Raw genomic sequence first — 19,669 nt, 5'->3', positions numbered from 1 at the left:
AAGCTCGACGAAAGAGTCACCATGGCCGGGAAGTGGATAGACTACGACGGACGTGAGCGGGACCGAGCGAAGAACCGAGGGGGAGACGCGTGGCCGACAACCGGGTGACCGGCCAGGAGGGACGCCGCTTGGTGAGTACGGCGATCCGCCAGGCGCTCTCGGCGGGAGATCTGGTGCCGGGCCAGCGCCTGGTGGAGCAGGAACTCTCCGAGACCCTCCACGCGACCCGCAACAGCGTCCGGGAGGCGTTGCAGGATCTCGCGGCGGAAGGCCTGGTGGAACTCGTACCGCGCCGGGGCGCGCGGGTGCGGATCGTCTCCGTCGAGGAGGCCATCCAGATCACCGAGTGCCGGGCCGCCCTGGAGGGCCTGTGCGCGCGCCGGGCCGCTCAGCACGCGTCCGCCGAGCAGCGCGAGAGCCTGCTGGAGATCGGTGCCGCCATGCGGGCCGCCGTCAGCGGCGGCGATCTCAACACGTACTCCGCCCTCAACCGCCAACTGCACGCGCGCATCGCCGAGATCAGCGGTCAGAAGGTGGCCGGCGGGCTGCTGGACCGGCTCAAGGGCCAGATGGTCCGTCACCAGTTCCGGCTGGCGCTGCGCCCCGGCCGCCCCGGCAAGTCGATGCCCCAGCACCTCGCCATCATCGAGGCGGTCGTCGCGGGCGACGGCCCGGCCGCCGAAGCCGCCGCACGGACCCATCTCGACAGTGTCATCGAGGAGTTGCGGGCCACCCCCGGCGGGGCTGAGCTGCACGAGGCGAGCCGGCTCCAGGCCCCCGCCTGACGCCGGGCGCCTCGATCGGAGAACCGACAGGCCGTCAGGCCCCGATCGTCCGCAGCGCCGCCCACAGCGCCACGGTCGCGACCAGCAGGGTCGCCGGTACGGTCAGCAGCCCGAGCCTGGTGAAGTGGCCCAACTTCGGCGCGCTGTCGTGCTCGTGCAGGATGCGCCGCCACAGCAGCGTCGCGAGCGACCCGACGTACGTCAGGTTCGGCCCGAGGTTGACGCCGATCAGCGCGGCGAGCACCGGGCCCGGCCCCGCGGGGCCGACGACCGGCAACAGCGCCAGGATCGCCGGGAGGTTGTTGATCACGTTGGCCAGCACGGCGGCGATCGCGGCCACGGCGAGCAGCGAGGGCAGCGAGGAGCCGCCCGGCAGCAGCCATCCGATCCCGGTGTCCAGGCCGTTGTCGACCACAGCCTTGACGACGACGCCGAGCGCGAGCACGAACAGGCAGAAGAGCGGTGAGGCCGAGCCGATCACGCCCCGCACGGTGGTCGTCCTGCGCCGCAGCGCGCGGGCGGCGAGGACGACAGCGCCGCCGAGCGCCGCCCACACCGGCTCGATCCCGGCGAACGACGTGACGACGAATCCGGCGAGCGTCAGCCCCAGCACGACGAGGGTGAACACCGGTACGTCACGCGGCTCGCGCGCCCTCGGCGGGTGCGCGCCGGCGGCCAGGTCGGAGGCGAACCAGCGGCGGAAGATCACGTACTCGACGGCGATGGCGGCCAGCCACGGCAGCGCCATGAGCGCCGCGAAGCGGGTGAAGGACAGATCGCTGGCGGTGAATGCCAGCAGATTGGTGAGGTTGGAGACCGGAAGCAGAAGGGACGCGGAGTTCGCGAGGTGCGTGCAGGCGTAGACGAGCGGCCGGGGCCGGGCGCCGACACGGGCCGCCGTCGCGAAGACCACCGGCGTCAGCAGGACGACGGTGGCGTCCAGGCTCAGTACGGCGGTGGTCACAGCCGCCACCCCGAACACCCCGCCCAGCAGCCACTGCGGCCGGCCGCCGCAGACCCGCGCGACCAGGTCGCCGGCGGCGGCGAACAGCCCCTCCTCGTCGCAGCGCTGCGAGAGGACCAGCACGGCGGCGAGGAACCCGACCACCGGCAGCAGCTCTCGCGTCTGGTCCCAGGCCTCGCCCGGTGAGACCACGCCGAGCGCGACCACGAACAGCGCGGCGGGTACGGCGGCCACCGCCTCGGGCCAGCCACGCGGGCGTACGACGGCGAAGGCCAGTACGGCGAGCAGCAGAGCGACGGAGACGGTCTCGGCGAGGACGGTGTTCACGAGCGCGCTCCGGGGACGGTCGGTGGGGGACGGCCAGGGGAACGGCCCAAGGGGGAACGGCCCAGTGAGGAACGGGCCCGGCGGGAACGGGCCCGGCGGGAACGGCCGGGGACGGCCGCGAACGGCCCGGCGGAACGCCCGAGAGCGGCGCACCTCGAAGCGCGCCGCCCCCATGTCATACGTACCGGACACGGGCGAACGCCCGTCCGGACCGGAGCGGAGGGTCGGGGCTCCCCCGGCCCTCCGCCCCCGGTGTCTCAGCCCTCCACGCCCAGCTTCTCCAGGATCAGCTCACGCACACGTGCCGCGTCCGCCTGCCCCCGCGTGGCCTTCATCACCGCACCGACCAGCGCCCCGGCGGCGGCGACCTTGCCGGCACGGATCTTGTCGGCGACGGCGGCGTTGCCCGCGATCGCCTCGTCGACGGCCGCACCGAGGGCGCCGTCGTCGGAGACGACCTTGAGTCCGCGCTTCTCGACGACGGTGTCCGGGTCGCCCTCGCCGGCGAGCACCCCTTCGAGGACCTGCCGGGCCAGCTTGTCGTTCAGGTCGCCCGAGGCGACGAGCGTGGCGACCCTGGCGACCTGCTCGGGGGTGACGGGCAGGGCGTCCAGCGGGCGGCCCGACTCGTTGGCGTTACGGGCCAGCTCGCCCATCCACCACTTGCGCGCCTGGTCGGCGGGGGCGCCCGCGTCGATCGTGGCGACGATCAGGTCGATGGCACCGGCGTTGAGCATCGACTGCATGTCGTGCTCGGTGACACCCCACTCCTCCCTGATCCGGTTGCGGCGCACGCGCGGCAGCTCGGGCAGCCCGGCGCGCAGCTCCTCGACCCACTCACGGGCCGGGGCGACCGGCACGAGGTCGGGCTCGGGGAAGTAGCGGTAGTCCTCGGCGTTGTCCTTGATGCGGCCGGCCGTGGTGGAGCCGTCCTCCTCGTGGAAGTGCCGGGTCTCCTGGACGACCGTGCCGCCGGAGTTGAGTACGGCGGCGTGGCGCTGGATCTCGAAGTGCGCGGCGCGCTCGACGCTGCGCAGCGAGTTCACGTTCTTGGTCTCGGAGCGCGTACCGAACTTCTCGCGGCCGTGCGGGCGCAGCGACAGGTTCACGTCGCACCGCATCTGGCCCATCTCCATCCGCGCGTCGGAGACGCCGAGCGCCTTGATCAGCTCGCGCAGCTCGGCGACGTACGCCTTGGCCACCTCGGGCGCCCGGGCGCCCGCGCCCTCGATGGGCTTGGTGACGATCTCGATGAGCGGGATACCGGCGCGGTTGTAGTCGAGCAGTGAGTGCGAGGCGCCGTGGATCCGGCCGGTGGCGCCGCCGACGTGCAGCGACTTGCCGGTGTCCTCCTCCATGTGGGCGCGCTCGATCTGTACGCGGAAGGTCTCGCCGTCGTCGAGCTGGACGTCCAGGTAGCCGTTGAAGGCGATCGGCTCGTCGTACTGGGAGGTCTGGAAGTTCTTCGGCATGTCCGGATAGAAGTAGTTCTTCCGGGCGAAGCGGCACCACTCGGCGATCTCGCAGTTCAGCGCGAGGCCGATCTTGATGGCCGACTCGACGCCGATCTCGTTGACGACCGGGAGCGATCCCGGCATGCCGAGGCAGGTCGGACACGTCTGCGAGTTGGGCTCGGCGCCCAGCTCGGTCGAGCAGCCGCAGAACATCTTGGTCCTGGTGCCCAGCTCGACGTGGACCTCGAGACCCATGACGGGGTCATACGTCGCAAGGGCCTCCTCGTAGGGCACCAGGCTCAGCGTGGCGGTCACAGAAAATGCAACTCCTTCAAGACAGCCGTCAGTTCGTCGCACCACATCTGGTACGCGGGGAGATTACGGAGACGGGACAGATCGACGCGCTCGCCGAGAAGCTCGGCCAGGTCACGCGTGTCGCCTCTGGGCAGAATGCGGGAAAGCAATGCTTTGGGGTCGGGAACCTTCTCCACGTCCCGCGCGGTGGAGGGGATGAGGTCGCGGATCGCGCCCTTCAGCGAGCCGAGCAGCGGCCCGTCGGCGAGCAGCCACGCCTCTGTCTCCCGTACCGGGACCACACCGACCATCCGGCAGTGCGGCACCAGCGGCACGTCCTGGCGAATCTTCTCGATCTTGTTGCGCTCCCGGTGGTCATTGTGGATCAGCAGCAGGTCGCAGTCCTCGGCGAGGTCGGCCACCTCGGCACAGATGTGCTCGTGCGCGGAGCGGGCGGTGCTGCACCCGCCGCGGAGCGGGGTGTCGGCGACGTCGAACGGGACCGGATGCCCGGCGGCCAGTTCCTTGAGCTGCCGCACGGCGACGGCGCCGAGGAAGATCTCGTCCTCGGGGCCCTCGGCGAGCAGACCGACGGTGAGGTACCTGGTCACCTGGTGCCCGCCTGCGCCGTCTCGAGATACTGGCGTGCTTCTCTGGCGGGTACGTAGGCGCCCCGCTCCCCCGATTCTGCCATTGGCCGCACCCTGGTGTGCCGTGAGCCCGCTTCGCCGCCGCCGACCCGGGTGACCGTGTCCACGAACAGCACGTCGCCGGGGTGGGCCGGGTAGACGGCTGCCAGTACCACGGGCGAGTGGGTGGTGACGATGATCTGCTGAAGCGTCCCGGTCCCGGTGGTGCGGCGGAGCCGGCGTACCAGCTCCTTGACCTGGCCGGGGTGCAGGCCGTTCTCGACGTCCTCGATCATCAGCGTAGTACAGGCGTTCAGCGCGTGCCCGAGCCCGCCGTCGCTGTCGTGCGCGGCGGCGAGGACCGCCAGGACGTGCAGCGTGCCGTCGGAGGCGAGGCGCGCGGGCACGGGGGCCGCTTCGCGGTAGATGAGGTCCATCTCCCAGGTGCCCCGGTCGACGTCGGCGACCGACCGCAGGTCGGTCAGTCCCGGCAGCAGAGCCACGGCGTCGGCGCGCAGCAGCAGCGCGGCCCGGGTGTCCCCGTCCTCGGTGGTGAGCAGGCGTCCCAGTACGGCGGAGAGGTTGTGCGCGTCCCCGGCGATCAGCAGGTGGTCGTGGAGGTCCGGGTCCTGCCGGGCGGCGGAGGAGTCCGGAGCCAGGCGGTGCCAGTTGGTCGCCGGGGTATCACGCTGCTGGGAGTGGCCGGCGTCCGCGTTCGCCCTGATCTGCTCGCGCTGCTCGTCGGTGAGGTCCCAGTTGGCCGGCGCCCCGGGCAGCAGCGTGATCTCTCCGGCGACATGAGGGGCTTCGAGGGTGTCCCCGCGGGTGATCGTGACGTCGACACGGAGGTGACGCAGACCGAGCGAGTCCGACTGGAGGAAGCACACGGCGACCCGGAGCCGGTCCTCCACGGTGCCGTCGCCCCGCCGGTGGAAGAGGTCGACGATACGGCCGCGCCGATCGCCCCCCGGCCGCAGGTCGTCGTCCCACGTGATCCGCCCGCCTCCGGCGTGCAGGCTCATCCGGGATTCGCCGAGCAGTTGCCCGATGAGGTCGACCGCCTCCAGCAGGTTCGTCTTGCCGGAGCCGTTCTGTCCGACGAGCACCGTGAACGGGGACAGGTCGACCACGCAGTCGCGGATGGACCGGAATCCTTCGATCTCGATACGGGTGATCACCGTGTCACCTCCTTCCAGGGTGTCGAGCTGAGCCGGTCAGGGCCCGGGACCCGCCCGGCGGGCGGGCGGGTCCCGGGCCCTGACCGGCTCAGCCGAGCAGGACGTCGTCGTCGCCGAGGCGCTTCAGCTCGCGGTACAGGATCGCCAGCCCGGTGAGGATCGCCGCGGCCGAGACCGCCGCGTCGACCAGCCGGAGCGTGTCGTTCTCCTGGCGTGCCCTCTTCGCCTGCTTCACGACGCTGAGGGCGCCGAAGGCCGTCGTGGCCATCGACAGATACGTACCGGACTTGGACTTCTTGAAGCCCTTGGCCTTGGACAGTGCGCTACTACTCACAGCGACGGTGCCTCCTCAAGCAGTGGGTGTCCCCACCTTTCCACGAAGGCGGCCTCGACGGCGGCTCCGACCTTGTACAGCCGGTCGTCCTTCATGGCGGGCGCGATGATCTGGAGGCCGACCGGGAGACCGTCCTCCGGAGCGAGCCCGCAGGGCAGGGACATGGCGGCGTTGCCGGCCATGTTGGCCGGGATGGTGCACAGGTCGGCGAGGTACATCGCCATCGGGTCGTCGGCGCGCTCGCCGATCGGGAAGGCGGTGGTCGGGGTCGTCGGGGAGACGATCACGTCGACCTGCTCGAAGGACTTCTCGAAGTCCCGCGTGATCAGGGTGCGTACCTTCTGCGCCGAGCCGTAGTACGCGTCGTAGTACCCGGAGCTGAGCGCGTACGTACCCAGGATGATGCGGCGCTTGACCTCGGCGCCGAACCCGGCCTCCCGGGTCAGCGCCGTGACGTCCTCGGCCGAGCGGGTGCCGTCGTCGCCCACGCGCAGGCCGTAGCGCATGGCGTCGAAGCGGGCGAGGTTCGACGAGCACTCGGAGGGCGCGATCAGGTAATACGCCGAGAGGCTGAGGTCGAAGGAGGGGCAGTCCAGCTCGACGACCGTGGCGCCGAGCTTCTTGAGCAGCTCCACCGCCTCGTTGAAGCGCTGGACGACACCGGCCTGGTAGCCCTCGCCGGCGAACTGCTTGACGACGCCGACGCGCATCCCGGCCACCGAGCCGTTGCGCGCCGCCTCGACGACCGGGGGGACCGGGGCGTCGATGGAGGTCGAGTCGAGCGGGTCGTGTCCGGCGATCGCCTCGTGCAGCAGCGCCGCGTCGAGGACCGTACGGGCGCAGGGGCCGCCCTGGTCGAGCGAGGACGAGAAGGCGACCATGCCGTAGCGCGAGACGCCGCCGTACGTGGGCTTGACGCCGACGGTGCCGGTGACGGAGGCGGGCTGGCGGATCGAGCCGCCGGTGTCCGTGCCCATCGCCAGGGGCGTTTCGTACGCGGCGAGCGAGGCGGACGAGCCGCCGCCGGAGCCGCCGGGGATCCTGGTGAGGTCCCAGGGGTTGCCGGTGGGACCGTAGGCGCTGTTCTCCGTCGACGACCCCATGGCGAACTCGTCCATGTTGGTCTTGCCGAGGATGACCATGTCGGCGGCCTTGAGCCGCTTGGTGACCGTCGCGTCGTACGGCGGGATCCAGCCTTCGAGGATCTTCGAGCCGACCGTGGTCGGGATGCCCTCGGTGGTGAAGATGTCCTTGAGCGCGATCGGTACTCCGGCCAGCGGGCCGAGCTTCTCCCCGGCGGCGCGCTTGGCGTCCACGGCGCGGGCCTGGGCCAGCGCGCCTTCCCTGTCGACGTGCAGGAAGGCGTGGACCTTCTCGTCGACGGCCTCGATGCGCGCGAGGTGCGCCTCGGTGACCTCGACGGCGGTCAGCTCGCCGGCGGCGATCCGCCCGGCGATCTCGGCCGCCGTGAGCCTGATGATGTCGGTCTTGGTGTCCGTCATGGCTTTTAGTCCTCCCCCAGGATCTGCGGCACCTTGAATCGCTGCTGCTCCTGCGCCGGCGCGCCGGAGAGCGCCTGTGCCGGGGTGAGCGAGGGGCGGACCTCGTCCGCGCGCATGACGTTGGTCAGCGGCAGCGGATGGGAGGTCGGCGGTACGTCTTGGTCGGCTACCTCGGATACGCGGGCGACCGCGCCGATGATGTCGTCGAGCTGTCCGGCGAAGTGTTCTAGCTCTTCGTCCTGCAGCTCCAGACGCGCCAGCCGGGCGAGGTGGGCGACCTCCTCGCGCGTGATGCCAGGCATGCAACGATCCTCAGGGGTTGAGTGTGCGGGTTTACGGAACTTGACGAGACCCGCCAATCCTATGGGGCTGGCCCAGGTGCCCGCGAAACCCGTTCCCCGCGCGGGGCCTCCGGCCCTGTCCGTACTGGGTGATGTCGGTCTTTTTTCACCCTTCGGGGCAGGCCCGGGACCGGTCCCGGCAGATGCCTCAGACGACGTGCCCCTGCTGCTCGCGCTTCGCCGCCTCCAGCTCCGCCGGGCGCTGCCAGCCGCGCTCGCCCCGGGCGCGCAGCCAGGCCGTCGCCTCGTGCGGCGGCATCGCCGCTGCCACCAGCCAGCCCTGTACGGCGTCGCAGCCCAGGTCCCGCAGCCGCTCCCAGGTCTCGTCGTCCTCGACGCCCTCGGCGACGACGACCAGGCCCAGGGAGTGGGCGAGGTCGACGGTGCAGCGGACGATCTCCGCGTCCTCGTTGTCGATCGCCAGCCGCGCCACGAAGGAGCGGTCGATCTTCAACTCGCTGACCGGCAGCCGCCGCAGGTGGACGAGCGAGGAGTAGCCGGTGCCGAAGTCGTCGAGTGACATCTTCACGCCGTGCGCGGTGAGCCCGGCGAGGGTGTCGGCCGCCCGCTGGGGGTCTTCGAGCAGGACGTGTTCGGTTATCTCCAACTGGAGGGAGCCTGGCGGTACGCCGTGCCGGGCCAGCCGCGCGGCGACCGCACCCGCGAAACCGGGGGTGTGGACGTCACGCGGCGATACGTTCACGGCGACCGGGGCCATCAGTCCCTGGGCGCGCCAGCGGGCGACCTGTGCGAGCGCCGTCTCCAGGACGTACTCGGTGAGGTGCGGCATCAGTCCGGAGGACTCGGCGATGGCGATGAACTCGTCGGGAGGTACCCGGCCGCGCTCCGGGTGCACCCAGCGCACCAGCGCCTCCAGGCCCACGACCTGGCCGTCGAAGCGGACCTTGGGCTGGTAGTGCAGCTCGACCTCGCCGGCGTCGAGGGCGCGCCGCAGGTCGCCCAGGAGGCCGAGGCGGTCGGGGGTGTTGGAGTCGCGCTTCGACTCGTAGACCTCGACGCCGGTGCGGTCGCGCTTGGCCTGGTACATCGCGACGTCGGCGCGGCGCAGCAGCCCCTCGGCGTCGAGGGCGTGCTCCGGATAAACAGCGACGCCCGCGCTGGCTTCCAGCACGAGCGTGAGTCCGTCGAGGTCGAGCGGTGAGGAGAGCTCCGCGACCAGATGGCGGGCGACGCGCTGGGCGCTGGTCGTGGAGTCGCAGGTCGGGAGGAGTACGGCGAACTCGTCGCCGCCGAGTCTGGCGGCCTCGGCCCCGCGCGGCAGGGCGAGGCGGAGCCGGTCGGCTATCTGGAGCAGCAGCCGGTCCCCCGCGAGATGGCCGAGGGTGTCGTTGACGGAGCGGAACCTGTCGAGGTCGATGAGGACCAGGGCGGATCTGGCGCCGATCCGCCCGGCCTCCTCCAGCCCGGTCCAGGTGCGCTCCAGCAGCCACTGTCTGTTGGGCAGTCCGGTGAGCGGGTCGCGCAGTTGTTCCTCGGCGCGCGCCCTGGCGATCCAGAGTGTGGAGTCCAGGGCGATGAGCGGGATGGCGAAGAGCGGCAGCAGTACGGGCCGGGCGACCGCGACGACGCAGATCAGCGGGGCGATGCCGAGCAGCGCGACAGCGACCAGGCTCTGTCTGCGCAGGGCCGTGCGGGCGACGGTCGGCAGGCCGCTGCCCTGGGTGCTGAGCGTGTAGCAGAGCAGCAGCCTGGCGACACAGAGCTGGGCGGCGGCGGCCAGCACGACTCCGGGGATGCTGCCGATCCCCCAGTCCAGCGGCTGCCAGGGCTGTTCGACCGTGGGGATGTCCCCGAACAGGTCGAGGACGAGGGCGGCGGCGACCGTCCCGAGGATGTCGGCGGCGCCGTGCAGCACGCCCTGGCGCCAGCGGTGCCTGCGGGCCATTCCGACCAGGACGACAACGGCGAGACTGACCAGGCCGGCCGCCACCCAGCCGTACAGCAGCAGGACGGCCAGGGTGAGAGCGGCGCCCGACCCTGTGCCGCCCCACCAGCGGTCACGCCCGAGCGCCACCAGATGGGCGACGATGAGGCCGGTGAGGACGGCGAGCGCCCAGCCGGTGGTGCCGCCGGGAAAGAGCCCGCGGCCGTCCCGGAGGGCGAGGGCAACTCCGGTCGCCAGTACGGCCGCAGCGAGTCCCACGACAAGTGCGGGCATCCGGGCCACCAGGGCCACGATGCGCACAATTCCCGCGAACCCGCGCGGGCGTGAGGCCGGGGCGGCGCTCTCGGTCGGTTTCATTCCCGTCCCTCTCACAGCCGGCGGTGCCGATGCCACACGGTGGCCCGTCTCTCATGCCGTCGAGGCCGGTATCCCATTCACGCAACCGCGCACGACAGGCGCACGTCTCAACAGTAGGCCGCAGAACGGCTGGACGTGCAGCCGTCCCCATCTGTTGCATGAATGCGACATGGCTGTCCCTATCCATCTGATATGCGCCGTACGTGCGAGTTGACGGATCGTTTGACGGTGAGTTCCCCGCCGGGCGGCCCTCTATTCCTCCGGGGTCTCCGCGGGCGTCTCCGGGGATGTCTCGGGCTCGACTTCCGGCTCGTCGGGGAGGAGCGCGACCTCCTTGGCCGCCTCCGGGCCCTGTTCGAGCAGGACGGCGAAGCCCGCCTCGTCCAGCACCGGAACCTTCAACTGCATCGCCTTGTCACGCTTCGAGCCGGGGTTCTCGCCGACGACGACAAAGGCGGTCTTCTTCGAGACGGCCCCCGCAACCTTCGCGCCGAGGCTCTGGAGCGCCTCTTTCGCGCCGTCCCTGGTGTGGCTCTCCAGCGTGCCGGTGACGACGACCGTGAGCCCCTGGAGCGGCCGGGGTCCCTCGTCCTCGCCGCCGCCCTCGTCCTCCGTACGCACCCCCGCCGCACGCCACTTGCGCAGGATCTCGCGGTGCCAGTCGACCTCGAACCACTGCTTCACCGAGGCGGCGATGGTGGGTCCAACGCCTTCGACCGCCGCCAACTCCTCCTCGGTGGCCTGGTCGATCCGGTCGATCGAGCGGAACTCCCGGGCCAGCGCCTCGGACGCGACGGGTCCCACATGCCGGATGGAGAGGCCGGCGATGATCCTGGCCAGCGGGCGCTGCTTGGCCTCGCTGATGTGCTCCAGCATCGCCAGCGCGTTCTTCCGCGGCTTGTTCTCCTGGTTGGCGAAGACCGTGGCGATCTTCTCCTCGCCGGTCTCCGGGTCGCGCTTGGGCAGCCCGCTGTCCTGGTCGAGCACGTACGCCCTGATGGGCAGCAACTGCTCGATGTCGAGGTCGAAGAGGTCGCCCTCGTCCACCAGCGGAGGGGTGGCAGGCTCCAGCGGCCGGGTCAGCGCCGCCGCGGCCACATAGCCGAAGTTCTCGATGTCCAGGCACTTGCGTCCTGCCAGATAGAACAGCCGCTCGCGCAACTGGGCCGGGCAGGAGCGGGCGTTCGGGCAGCGGAGGTCGATGTCGCCCTCCTTCATCGGGCGCAGCGCCGTGCCGCACTCGGGGCACTCGGCGGGCATGACGAACTCCCGCTCGCTGCCGTCCCGCAGGTCGACGACGGGACCGAGGATCTCCGGGATGACGTCGCCCGCCTTGCGGAGCACGACGGTGTCGCCGATCCACACCCCCTTGGCCTTGACCACGTCCTGGTTGTGCAGCGTGGCGAACTCGACCTCGGAGCCGGCCACCGTGACCGGCTCGACCTGGGCGTACGGGGTGACACGGCCGGTGCGGCCGACGCCGACGCGGATGTTCAGCAGCTTGGTGTTGACCTCCTCCGGCGCGTACTTCCAGGCGATCGCCCAGCGCGGCGCGCGCGAGGTGGAGCCCAGCCGCCCCTGGAGCGGGATCTCGTCGAGCTTGACGACGACGCCGTCGATCTCGTGCTCCACGGAGTGCCGGTGCTTGCCGAAGTAGGCGATGAACTCCCGCACTCCGTCCATGGAGCCGACGACCTTGTTGTGCTTGGCGGTGGGCAGGCCCCACTCCCTCAGCAGGTCGTAGGCGGCCGAGAGGCGGTCGATGTCGAAGCCCTCGCGCGCGCCGATGCCGTGCACCACCATGTGCAGCGGACGCGTCGCGGTGATCTTGGGGTCCTTCTGCCGCAGCGAACCCGCCGCCGCGTTGCGCGGGTTGGCGAACGGCTTGTCGCCCGCCTCCACCAGACGGGCGTTCAGCTCCTGGAAGTCCTCCATCGGGAAGAAGACCTCGCCGCGCACCTCGACGAGATCGGGCACCCGCTCCCCCGTCAGGCGGTGCGGGATCTCGGCGATCGTGCGGACGTTGGGCGTGATGTCCTCGCCCGTACGGCCGTCGCCCCGGGTGGCGGCGCGGGTCAGCCTGCCGTGCTCGTACGTCAGGTTGACCGCGAGGCCGTCGACCTTCAGCTCGCACAGGAAGTGATGGTCCGGCGTGCCGACGTCCTTCGCGACGCGATCGGCCCAGGCGGACAGTTCCTCGTCGTCGAAGGCGTTGTCCAGGGACAGCATCCGCTCGCGGTGCTGGACCGCGGTGAACTCCGTCGCGTAGGCGCCGGAGACCTTCTGTGTCGGGGAGTCCGGGGTGCGCAGCTCCGGATACTCCTCCTCCAGCGCCGTCAGCGTCCGCAGGAGGGTGTCGAACTCCGCGTCGCTGACGACCGGCTGGTCCTTCACGTAGTACCGGAAGCGGTGCTCCTCGATCTGCTCAGCGAGCTGCGCGTGCTTCTCCCTGGCCTCCGCGGGCGCTGATGAGGGCGATGCGGGCTGTGCGTGCTGGTCGCCGGCCACCGTCTTGTCCTTCCGTCACTCTGGGTTGTCCGCGAGGGATCTCGCCGCCCGGACGCAGTGGGCGAGGGCGGCCCGCGCGTACGCCGGTGAAGCGCCCGCGAGTCCGCACGACGGGGTGAGCACCACGGACTCGGCGAGAGTCCCCGGTGTCAGCCCCAGCCTGCGCCACAACGTCCTGACACCCATGACGCTACCGGCAGGGTCTGACAACGGGCTGTCGGTGGCGGGCGCGATCCCGGCGAAGAGTTTGGTGCCCGCCTCCACCGCCTCGCCGATCGTGTCGTCGTCACGCTCGGTGAGCAGGCTGAAGTCGAAGGAGACGCCGGCCGCGCCCGCCCTCCGCAGCAGCGCGAACGGCACGTCGGTCGCGCAGGAGTGCACCACGGCGTTCTCCCCGCTGACCGCCAGCACGTCCCGCAGCGCGTCCTCGACGACCTGTCGGTCCACGGCGCGGTACGTGCGGTAGCCGCTGGCCGACCTGATGTGCCCGCGCAGCACGTCCGTGAGGGACGGCTCGTCGAGCTGGAGCACCGGTACGGCGCCCGGCACCCGGCGCCGTACCTCGGCGAGGTGCCCGGTCAGCCCCTCCACCAGCGAGCCGATCAGGTCCCGGCAGGCACCGGGGTCGCTCAGCGCGGATTCGCCGTTGCGCAGCTCCAGCGCGGCGGCCAGCGTCCAGGGCCCCGCCGCCTGGATCTTGAGCGTGCCCTCGTACCCCTGGGTGAACTCCTCCAGGGCGTCGAGGTCCTCGCCCAGCCAGGACCACGCCCGCTTGGTGTCGCGGCCCGGCCGGTCGCTGACGCGCCAGCCGCTGGGCTCCACGCGCGCGTAGACCTCGGAGAGCATGCCGGTGGTGCGCCCGATCATGTCGGAGCCGGGGCCTCGGGCCGGCAGCTCCGCCAGATGGGGGAAGGCGTCGAAGGTGCCGGTCACCGCCCTGGCGGTCTCCCGCGCGTCGCCGCCGGGCATCGAACCGACGCCGGTGGCGGGTCCGTACGCCGTGCGGCTCGCCGCCCCGTCCGGCGTCCCGTCCGCCGTCCCGCTCATCGTGCTTCCGGTCGTCCTGTCGGTCGTCCCGCTCATCGGCTCGGCCTCACTCTCATGTCGTCGATCGACGCGTCGCGCGGCAGATCGAGCGCGGCGACGATCATCGTCACCACGGACTCCGGGTCCATCAGCGTGGACGCGTCGTACTCCTTGCCCTCCTGCTGGTGGACCTTGACCTGCATCGGGCCGGCCGTACGGCCCGGGTAGAGCGAGCTGACCCGTACACCGTTCGGCCGCTCCTCCTGGCGCAGCGCGTCGGCCAGCGCCTTCAGGCCGTGCTTGGAGGCGGCGTACGCGCTCCACTCCGCGTTGGCCGTCAGCCCCGAGCCGGAGTTGATGAAGATCACCTGGCCCTGCGACGCCCGCAGTTGGGGCAGGAAGAGCCTGGTCAGCTCGGCGGGAGCGACCAGGTTCACATTGAGCTGGCTGTGCCACGCCTTGGGTGTCAGCTCGCCGACCGGCCCCAGGTCGACTGTTCCGGCGACATGCACGAGCGAGTCGAGCCTGTCGGGCAGCGCCTGGTGGGACAGCGCCCAGGACAGCCGGTCGGGAACGGCGAGGTCGCCGACCAGCGCGCGGGAGCCGGGGAGGCCCGCGGTCAGCCCCTTGGCGCGGCCGGCGTCGCGGGCGAACAGCAGCAGTTCGTCGCCGCGCTCGTGCAGCCGGCGCGCGAGCGCGGCGCCGATGCCCGAGCCGGCGCCGGTGATCAGGTGTGTGGCCATGCGGTCATCGTCGCATCACCGCACCCCTGTGGATTCCTCCAGGTAGGCGAGGGCACCCACGCCGTCCTCGGCGAAGAAGACCAGGTCGGTGAGGGGGACGGGCAGGAAGCCCTCCTCGTCCATCCTGCGGAACTGCTCCTTGAGCCCGTCGTAGAAACCGGCGGTGTTGAGCAGCACCACGGGCTTGGTGTGCAGGCCGTGCTTCTTCAGTTCGAGTATCTCGGTGGCCTCGTCGAGCGTCCCCGTACCGCCGACCATGATCACGACGGCGTCGGACCTGGCGAGCAGCAGCGCCTTGCGCTCGGCGAGATCCGCCGCCACCACCATCTCGTCGGCGCCGGGCCTGGCCACCGTCTCCAGGAAGCCCACCGACACGCCGATCAGGCGCCCGCCGGCCTCCTGGGCGCCATCGGCCACGACCTTCATCAGGCCGACGTCCGAGCCGCCGTAGACCAGGGTGTGGCCGCCCCTGCCGATCAGCTCGCCGAATTCGCGGGCCGGCCCGGTGTAGCGGTCGTCGAGGTCGGCGGCGGAGAGAAAGACGCAGATGTTCATGCGGACCACCGTAATGGCCGAGGAGAGTGGGAAGACTCCGCCGTCGGCCGGTGCTGAAGGTGGGGTAGGGACAACCGTCGCCGCAACCGACCACAAGGGACAGATCATCATGGCCACCGGTCACACCATCACCGTCGATCAGGGAACCGAGCACGTACGTGTCGTACGGGACGGACAGGTCCTCGCGGAGAGCCACCGTCCGCTGGTGCTGCGCGAGACGGGCTGCCCGGTCCGCTACTACCTCCCGCCGGACGACGTACGGACCGAGCTGCTGGCCCCGTCCGACACCAGCACCCACTGTCCGTTCAAGGGCGACGCCTCCTACTGGTCGCTGCCCGACGCGCCGGACCTGGTGTGGGCCTACACCGAGCCGAAGGCCGAAGTCGCGGGAATCAAGGGACACTTCTGCTTCTACGACGCGGAGGTCGTCACCGGAGGCTGAACAAATCTCTCCGCCGAGCGATGAGTTGTGCGCGGGCCGCCGGTCTCTACCGTCATGGACAACGCGTGCAAGGTGAGTTCGGGAAATGTGACGTCCGGCGACGGTACGGCGATCGCCTACCGGCGTTCGGGTGACGGACCCCCGGTCGTGCTGGTGGGCGGCGCTTTCAGCACCGCCGAGACCGAGGCGCTACTCGCGCGGCTCCTCTCGCCGCGCTTCGGTGTCCTCACGTACGACCGGCGGGGGCGCGGCGGCAGCGGGGACACCGCGCCGTACGCGGTGGAGCGGGAGATCGAGGACCTGGGGGCGCTGCTCGCCGAGGTGGGCGGCAGCGCCTCCGTGTACGGGATGTCCTCGGGCGCCGCGCTGGTGCTGGAGGCGGCGGCGGCCGGGCTGCCGATCACTCAACTCGCGCTGTACGAACCGCCGTACAGCACGGCCCCGGCCGCTCGCTCCGACAGCTCCGACAGCTCCGACAGCTCCGACCGCGGGGGCTATCCGGAGCGGCTGGCCGAGCTGCTGGCGCTGGAGCGGCGGGGCGAGGCCGTGGAGCTGTTCCTGTCCGAGGCCGGACTGCCGGCGGACGTCGTCGCACAGATGCGGGCGTCGGCGGCCTGGCCGGACCTGACCGCGATGGCGCACACGCTGGTGTACGACAACGCGGTCATGGGGCTCGGCCCCGTACCCGTCGAGCGGCTCGCCGCGGTCGCGGCGCGTGTGCTGGTGATCGACGGAGGGGCGAGCCCGCTGTTCCTGCGGAACGCGGCGCGCGCGGTGGCGGCCGCGTTACCGCGCGGGCGCCACCGGACCCTCACGGGCCAGACGCACGAGGTGACGCCCCAGGTGCTGGCGCCGATGCTGGAGGAGTTCTTCGCGGCGTGAGCGCACCGGCGTGAGCCCCCCGGCATGAGCGCTCTCGGCCGGGCGGGGCCGCGTCAGAGGCTCGACGTCTCGCTCTCCGCCTCCCGTACGAAGGACTCCTCCAGCTCGATCCCCCAGCCCGGCGCCGTCGGCGCGTCCAGCCGGCCGTCCCGCACCTTCAGCATCGGCGCGTAGACGCCCTGGGTCCAGGGCGTCGACTCGACGCTCCACTCCTGGTACTGGAAGCACGCCGGCATCGCGACCGCCAGGTGCAGCGAGAACACCTGGAGCAGCGAGTCGTTGGCACAGTGCGGCGTGCAGGGGATGCCAGCGGCCTCCGCCAGGACGGCGACCTTCCGCGCCCGCGAGATGCCGCCGATGTAGCCCACGTCCGGCTGCACGATGTCGACCGACCTGCCGTTGATCATCCGCTGGAACTGCGGCAGGGAGATGTCCTGTTCACCACCGGACACCGGGATGTCCAGCGCCGCCGCCACCTGCGCCGTCCGCTCGATCTCCGGGTACGGGCACGGCTCCTCGAAGTGGAAGTAGCCGTACTCCTCCAGCATCCGGCCGACGCGGATCGCCCGGCCCACCGAGAAGCCGCCGTTGGCGTCGGCCGACAGGTCGACCCCGTCGCCGAGCACCTCCCGGATGTGCGCGACGATCCGCTCCGTACGGCCGGGGGCCGCGTCCGTGTCGCGGCCCATCGCCTCTCCCACCCGGATCTTCACCGCCCCGAACCCCTGCTCCTCGACGGCCTGTTGGAGCCGCGTCGCCTCCGCCTCCGGAGTGATGGAGCGCAGCATGCTGGACGCGTACACCGGCACCGATTCCCGCGCGTGGCCGCCGATCAGCTTGCTCACCGGCTGTCCGGTCGCCCGGCCGAGTACGTCCCACAGCGCTGTGTCCACTCCGCCGAGCGCGCGGTGCAGGAAGCTGCTGGGGAACTTGTAGTGCGTACGCAGGCACGCGTCGACCAGCGCCTCCACGTCCCACGGGTCGCGGCCGAGGAACAGCGGCGCGACCATCGAGTGCAGGACACGTACGGTGTTCGCCGCCTCGTACGGCGCCGTCTGGCCGATGCCCTCGACGCCGTCGTCCGTGCGGACGCGCACGAGCGCGAGGGGTCCCCGCAGCAGGGTCTCGATGCTCGTGATCCTCACAGGTGCTCCTTCAGGACGTCGACGAGCGGTGACCTGACCGCGCAGTTCGCGACGGCGAAGCAGTCCGCCATCGCACGCATCCGCGCGGCGTCGAAGCCGGCGAAGCAGCGGGCGAAGTCGTCGACCATCGGCTCCGCCAGCAGGATGTGGCGCACCAGTACGTGGATCCACTGCTGCGGCCCGAACGGCAGCGGGTCGAACTCCGGGAACTCCTCGGCGACGGTGGCCTCCAGCGGGTCGAGGATGTGGCGTACGCCGGTGTCGACGCCTCCCCACACGTCCACGCCGAGCCGGGCCTTCTTCTCCAGCACCGGTGCGATCCGCCGTACGTACGGCGAGTCGGCCGGCAGATGGGCGAGGCCCTGGAGCCCGATGTCCTTGTACGTCCACAGGCTCCAGCCCGCTTCGTGCTCGTCGTAGATGCTCAACTGGTCGGCGAGCACCCGGTAGCGGGCGGCGTCCCGGACCGGGTCTCCGCTGTAGACGGGGCCGAACTCGCCGACCCAGATGGGGGTGTTGGTGGAGCGCATGTACTCGGACCGCTTGAGGAATCTGCTCTCCAGAAAGCCGCGGTCGACGTACTGGCCCCGGGAGACCCCGGGGTAGTCGCCGCTGTCGGCGAACCCGGCGAGCGCGTAATCGTGCACGGTGTACACGGTGTTGGGCCACGGCTCGCGGAACAGGTCGAACTCGGTGGCGTGGCGGTTGCCGTCGAGGAAGATCACATGGTGCGGGTCCACGGCGCGGATGGCCGAATGCAGCCGCTGGTAGAACGGGCCGATCACCTCACCGTCCGAATCCGCCGGTTCGTTCAGCGGGTTGTAGCCCGCCACCCAGGGGTTGTCGCGGTAGCGGTCGGCCAGCGCCTCCCACAGGTGCACCACCCGGTCCTGGAAGTGCCGGTGGGTCCAGAAGAACGACCGGTGGGTCGGATTGTCGCTGTGCCAGCGCTGGTTGTGGAAGCCGGGAGCGGCGTGCAGGTCGAGGACGGTGTAGATGCCGTGCCTGGCACAGATGTCGACGGCCCGGTCCAGCAGCGCGAAGCCTGCCTCCTTCAGCTCCATGGGACGGTCGTCGTCCTCGAAGTGCCGGTAGTTGAAGGGAAGTCGGACGCAGTTCACCCCGGTCGCGGCGAGCAGCGCGGCGTCCTCGTCGGTGAAGAAGACGTCGAGGAACCGCTCGAAGAAGGCGTCGTACGCCTCCTGTCCGAGGACCTTGAGCAGCGCCTTGCGCTGGAGTTCCTCGGTCGAGGGGTAGCCGGTGATGAAGTTCTCCATGTTCATCCAGCCGCCGAGCCCCACTCCGCGCAGACGTATCGGGTCGCCGGCCGCGGTGGCGAGATGGCCGCCTTCGACGTGGATCATCACGGACGCATCGTTCATGGTGGTGCCGTATCTCCTGTAGAGAAAGGGGGTTGCTTGGCTGTAGCCGGTCACTTGCTGAAGCCGCTCACTTGCTGAAGCCGGCCGTGAGGCCCCGTACGAGCTGGCGCCGTCCCACCAGGTACGCGGCGAGCATCGGCAGCGTGGAGAGCACCACGGCCGCGAGCACCGCGGGTACGTTGACGGTGAACTCGCCCTGGAAGGTCCACAGCGCCATGGGCAGCACCCGCTGGTTCGGGCTCTGCGTGAGGATCAGCGGGAAGAGGAAGCCGTTCCACACGTGCAGGCCGTCGTAGATGCCGACCGTCACGATCGCCGGGCGGGCCAGCGGCAGGACGAGGTTCCACAGCATGCGCAGGTCGCTCGCGCCGTCCATCCGCATGGACTCGAAGAGTTCCTTCGGGATGTCCCGGATGAAGTTCGCCAGGATCAGCACGGTGATGGGGATGGCGAACCCGATGGACGGCAGGATCAGGGCGAGCAGGCTGTCGTACAGGTGGACCTTGGTGATCATGTAGTAGAGCGGAATGATCGTCGCGTGTACGGGGATGGCGAGCCCCAGCAGGAACACCGCGAACGCCGACCTGACGAACCTGCCGTTGCCGCGCACCACCGCGTACGCCGCCATCAGCGAGAGCGCGACGGTCACGGCCACCGAGGCCAGCGTGATGACGACGCTGTTGAGGAAGTACCGGCCGAAGCCGCTGTGCAGCACCAGCGAGTAGTTGGCGAAGGTGATGTGGGTGGGCAGGGCGAGCGGGTTGGAGGCGAAGAACCCCTGCTGGGCCCGGAGGCTGGAGATCACCACGTAGTAGACCGGCACGATGATGACCGCCAGCCAGACGAAACCGCTCAGGCCCGCCAGCACATTGGGCCTGCGCCGCCCGGCGCCGCGCGTACGCCGGATCTTCGCCG

The 19,669-nt window shown here is 70.9% G+C and carries 18 protein-coding genes; 3 read left to right on the top strand and 15 right to left on the bottom strand.

Translation table 11 applies throughout. The features are described 5' to 3' along the window. The first annotated feature begins 89 nt into the window (after positions 1–89). Entirely contained in the window at positions 90–785 is a 696-nt protein-coding gene (locus tag QR77_RS29680; RefSeq protein ID WP_040025084.1) for a GntR family transcriptional regulator, read from the top strand. 34 nt (positions 786–819) lie between these two features. Here QR77_RS29680 and QR77_RS29675 read toward each other — a convergent pair whose 3' ends face one another. The 12 genes from QR77_RS29675 to QR77_RS29620 form a co-directional block, all read right to left on the bottom strand. Continuing rightward, positions 820–2,076 (bottom strand): SLC13 family permease, encoded by a 1,257-nt coding sequence (locus QR77_RS29675; protein WP_040025083.1) that lies wholly within the window; start codon positions 2,074–2,076, stop codon positions 820–822. Between the two features lie 257 nt (positions 2,077–2,333). Next, the gene (gene gatB / locus QR77_RS29670; protein ID WP_040025082.1) at positions 2,334–3,845 is read right to left on the bottom strand and encodes an Asp-tRNA(Asn)/Glu-tRNA(Gln) amidotransferase subunit GatB; all 1,512 of its coding nucleotides are present in this window, start codon (positions 3,843–3,845) and stop codon (positions 2,334–2,336) included. Beyond that, on the bottom strand, positions 3,842–4,435 hold the full coding sequence (locus tag QR77_RS29665) for a DUF4276 family protein (RefSeq protein ID WP_040025081.1): 594 nt from the start codon (positions 4,433–4,435) through the stop codon (positions 3,842–3,844). Before QR77_RS29665 ends, gatB begins: the two co-directional genes overlap by 4 nt. After that, positions 4,432–5,631 carry an ATP-binding protein gene (locus QR77_RS29660; protein ID WP_040025080.1) on the bottom strand — a complete coding sequence of 400 codons (1,200 nt, stop codon included), beginning with the start codon at positions 5,629–5,631 and terminating at the stop codon, positions 4,432–4,434. The genes QR77_RS29665 and QR77_RS29660 overlap by 4 nt, the downstream gene beginning before the upstream one ends. A gap of 88 nt (positions 5,632–5,719) precedes the next feature. Further along, on the bottom strand, positions 5,720–5,899 hold the full coding sequence (locus QR77_RS29655) for a hypothetical protein (protein WP_236711172.1): 180 nt from the start codon (positions 5,897–5,899) through the stop codon (positions 5,720–5,722). 62 nt (positions 5,900–5,961) lie between these two features. Then, positions 5,962–7,467, bottom strand: coding sequence for an Asp-tRNA(Asn)/Glu-tRNA(Gln) amidotransferase subunit GatA (gene gatA / locus QR77_RS29650; RefSeq protein ID WP_040025078.1), 1,506 nt, complete (start codon positions 7,465–7,467; stop codon positions 5,962–5,964). 5 nt (positions 7,468–7,472) lie between these two features. Continuing rightward, positions 7,473–7,769 carry an Asp-tRNA(Asn)/Glu-tRNA(Gln) amidotransferase subunit GatC gene (gatC, locus tag QR77_RS29645; protein ID WP_040025077.1) on the bottom strand — a complete coding sequence of 99 codons (297 nt, stop codon included), beginning with the start codon at positions 7,767–7,769 and terminating at the stop codon, positions 7,473–7,475. A gap of 187 nt (positions 7,770–7,956) precedes the next feature. Then, the gene (locus tag QR77_RS29640; RefSeq protein ID WP_040025076.1) at positions 7,957–10,071 is read right to left on the bottom strand and encodes a bifunctional diguanylate cyclase/phosphodiesterase; all 2,115 of its coding nucleotides are present in this window, start codon (positions 10,069–10,071) and stop codon (positions 7,957–7,959) included. Between the two features lie 252 nt (positions 10,072–10,323). Further along, positions 10,324–12,579, bottom strand: coding sequence for an NAD-dependent DNA ligase LigA (ligA, locus tag QR77_RS29635; protein ID WP_040025075.1), 2,256 nt, complete (start codon positions 12,577–12,579; stop codon positions 10,324–10,326). Positions 12,580–12,594: 15 nt separating this feature from the next. Beyond that, positions 12,595–13,626 carry a methionine synthase gene (locus QR77_RS29630; protein ID WP_052489752.1) on the bottom strand — a complete coding sequence of 344 codons (1,032 nt, stop codon included), beginning with the start codon at positions 13,624–13,626 and terminating at the stop codon, positions 12,595–12,597. Positions 13,627–13,658: 32 nt separating this feature from the next. After that, positions 13,659–14,348, bottom strand: coding sequence for an SDR family oxidoreductase (locus QR77_RS29625; protein ID WP_040025073.1), 690 nt, complete (start codon positions 14,346–14,348; stop codon positions 13,659–13,661). Positions 14,349–14,363: 15 nt separating this feature from the next. Then, positions 14,364–14,903 (bottom strand): TIGR00730 family Rossman fold protein, encoded by a 540-nt coding sequence (locus tag QR77_RS29620; RefSeq protein ID WP_040025072.1) that lies wholly within the window; start codon positions 14,901–14,903, stop codon positions 14,364–14,366. Between the two features lie 109 nt (positions 14,904–15,012). Between QR77_RS29620 and QR77_RS29615 the strand changes: the two genes are divergently transcribed. Both QR77_RS29615 and QR77_RS29610 read left to right on the top strand, forming a co-directional pair. Continuing rightward, positions 15,013–15,345 carry a DUF427 domain-containing protein gene (locus tag QR77_RS29615; protein WP_040025071.1) on the top strand — a complete coding sequence of 111 codons (333 nt, stop codon included), beginning with the start codon at positions 15,013–15,015 and terminating at the stop codon, positions 15,343–15,345. Positions 15,346–15,399: 54 nt separating this feature from the next. Continuing rightward, a complete protein-coding gene (locus tag QR77_RS29610) occupies positions 15,400–16,227 on the top strand; it encodes an alpha/beta hydrolase (RefSeq protein ID WP_040025070.1) in 828 nt (275 codons plus the stop codon). Between the two features lie 53 nt (positions 16,228–16,280). Here the strand turns inward: QR77_RS29610 and QR77_RS29605 are convergent, their stop codons facing one another. From QR77_RS29605 to QR77_RS29595, 3 genes are all read right to left on the bottom strand, one after another. Then, positions 16,281–17,372 carry a mandelate racemase/muconate lactonizing enzyme family protein gene (locus tag QR77_RS29605; RefSeq protein WP_040025069.1) on the bottom strand — a complete coding sequence of 364 codons (1,092 nt, stop codon included), beginning with the start codon at positions 17,370–17,372 and terminating at the stop codon, positions 16,281–16,283. Further along, positions 17,369–18,754, bottom strand: a complete 1,386-nt coding sequence (locus QR77_RS29600) for a cellulase family glycosylhydrolase (RefSeq protein ID WP_040025068.1) — start codon at positions 18,752–18,754, stop codon at positions 17,369–17,371. The genes QR77_RS29605 and QR77_RS29600 overlap by 4 nt, the downstream gene beginning before the upstream one ends. A gap of 67 nt (positions 18,755–18,821) precedes the next feature. After that, a complete protein-coding gene (locus QR77_RS29595; RefSeq protein WP_040028881.1) occupies positions 18,822–19,661 on the bottom strand; it encodes a carbohydrate ABC transporter permease in 840 nt (279 codons plus the stop codon). Positions 19,662–19,669 lie beyond the last annotated feature (8 nt).

It is taken from the genome of Streptomyces sp. 150FB, assembly GCF_000818195.1.
GTDB lineage: Bacteria > Actinomycetota > Actinomycetes > Streptomycetales > Streptomycetaceae > Streptomyces.
This window is presented reverse-complemented; position numbering and strand designations above follow the sequence as displayed.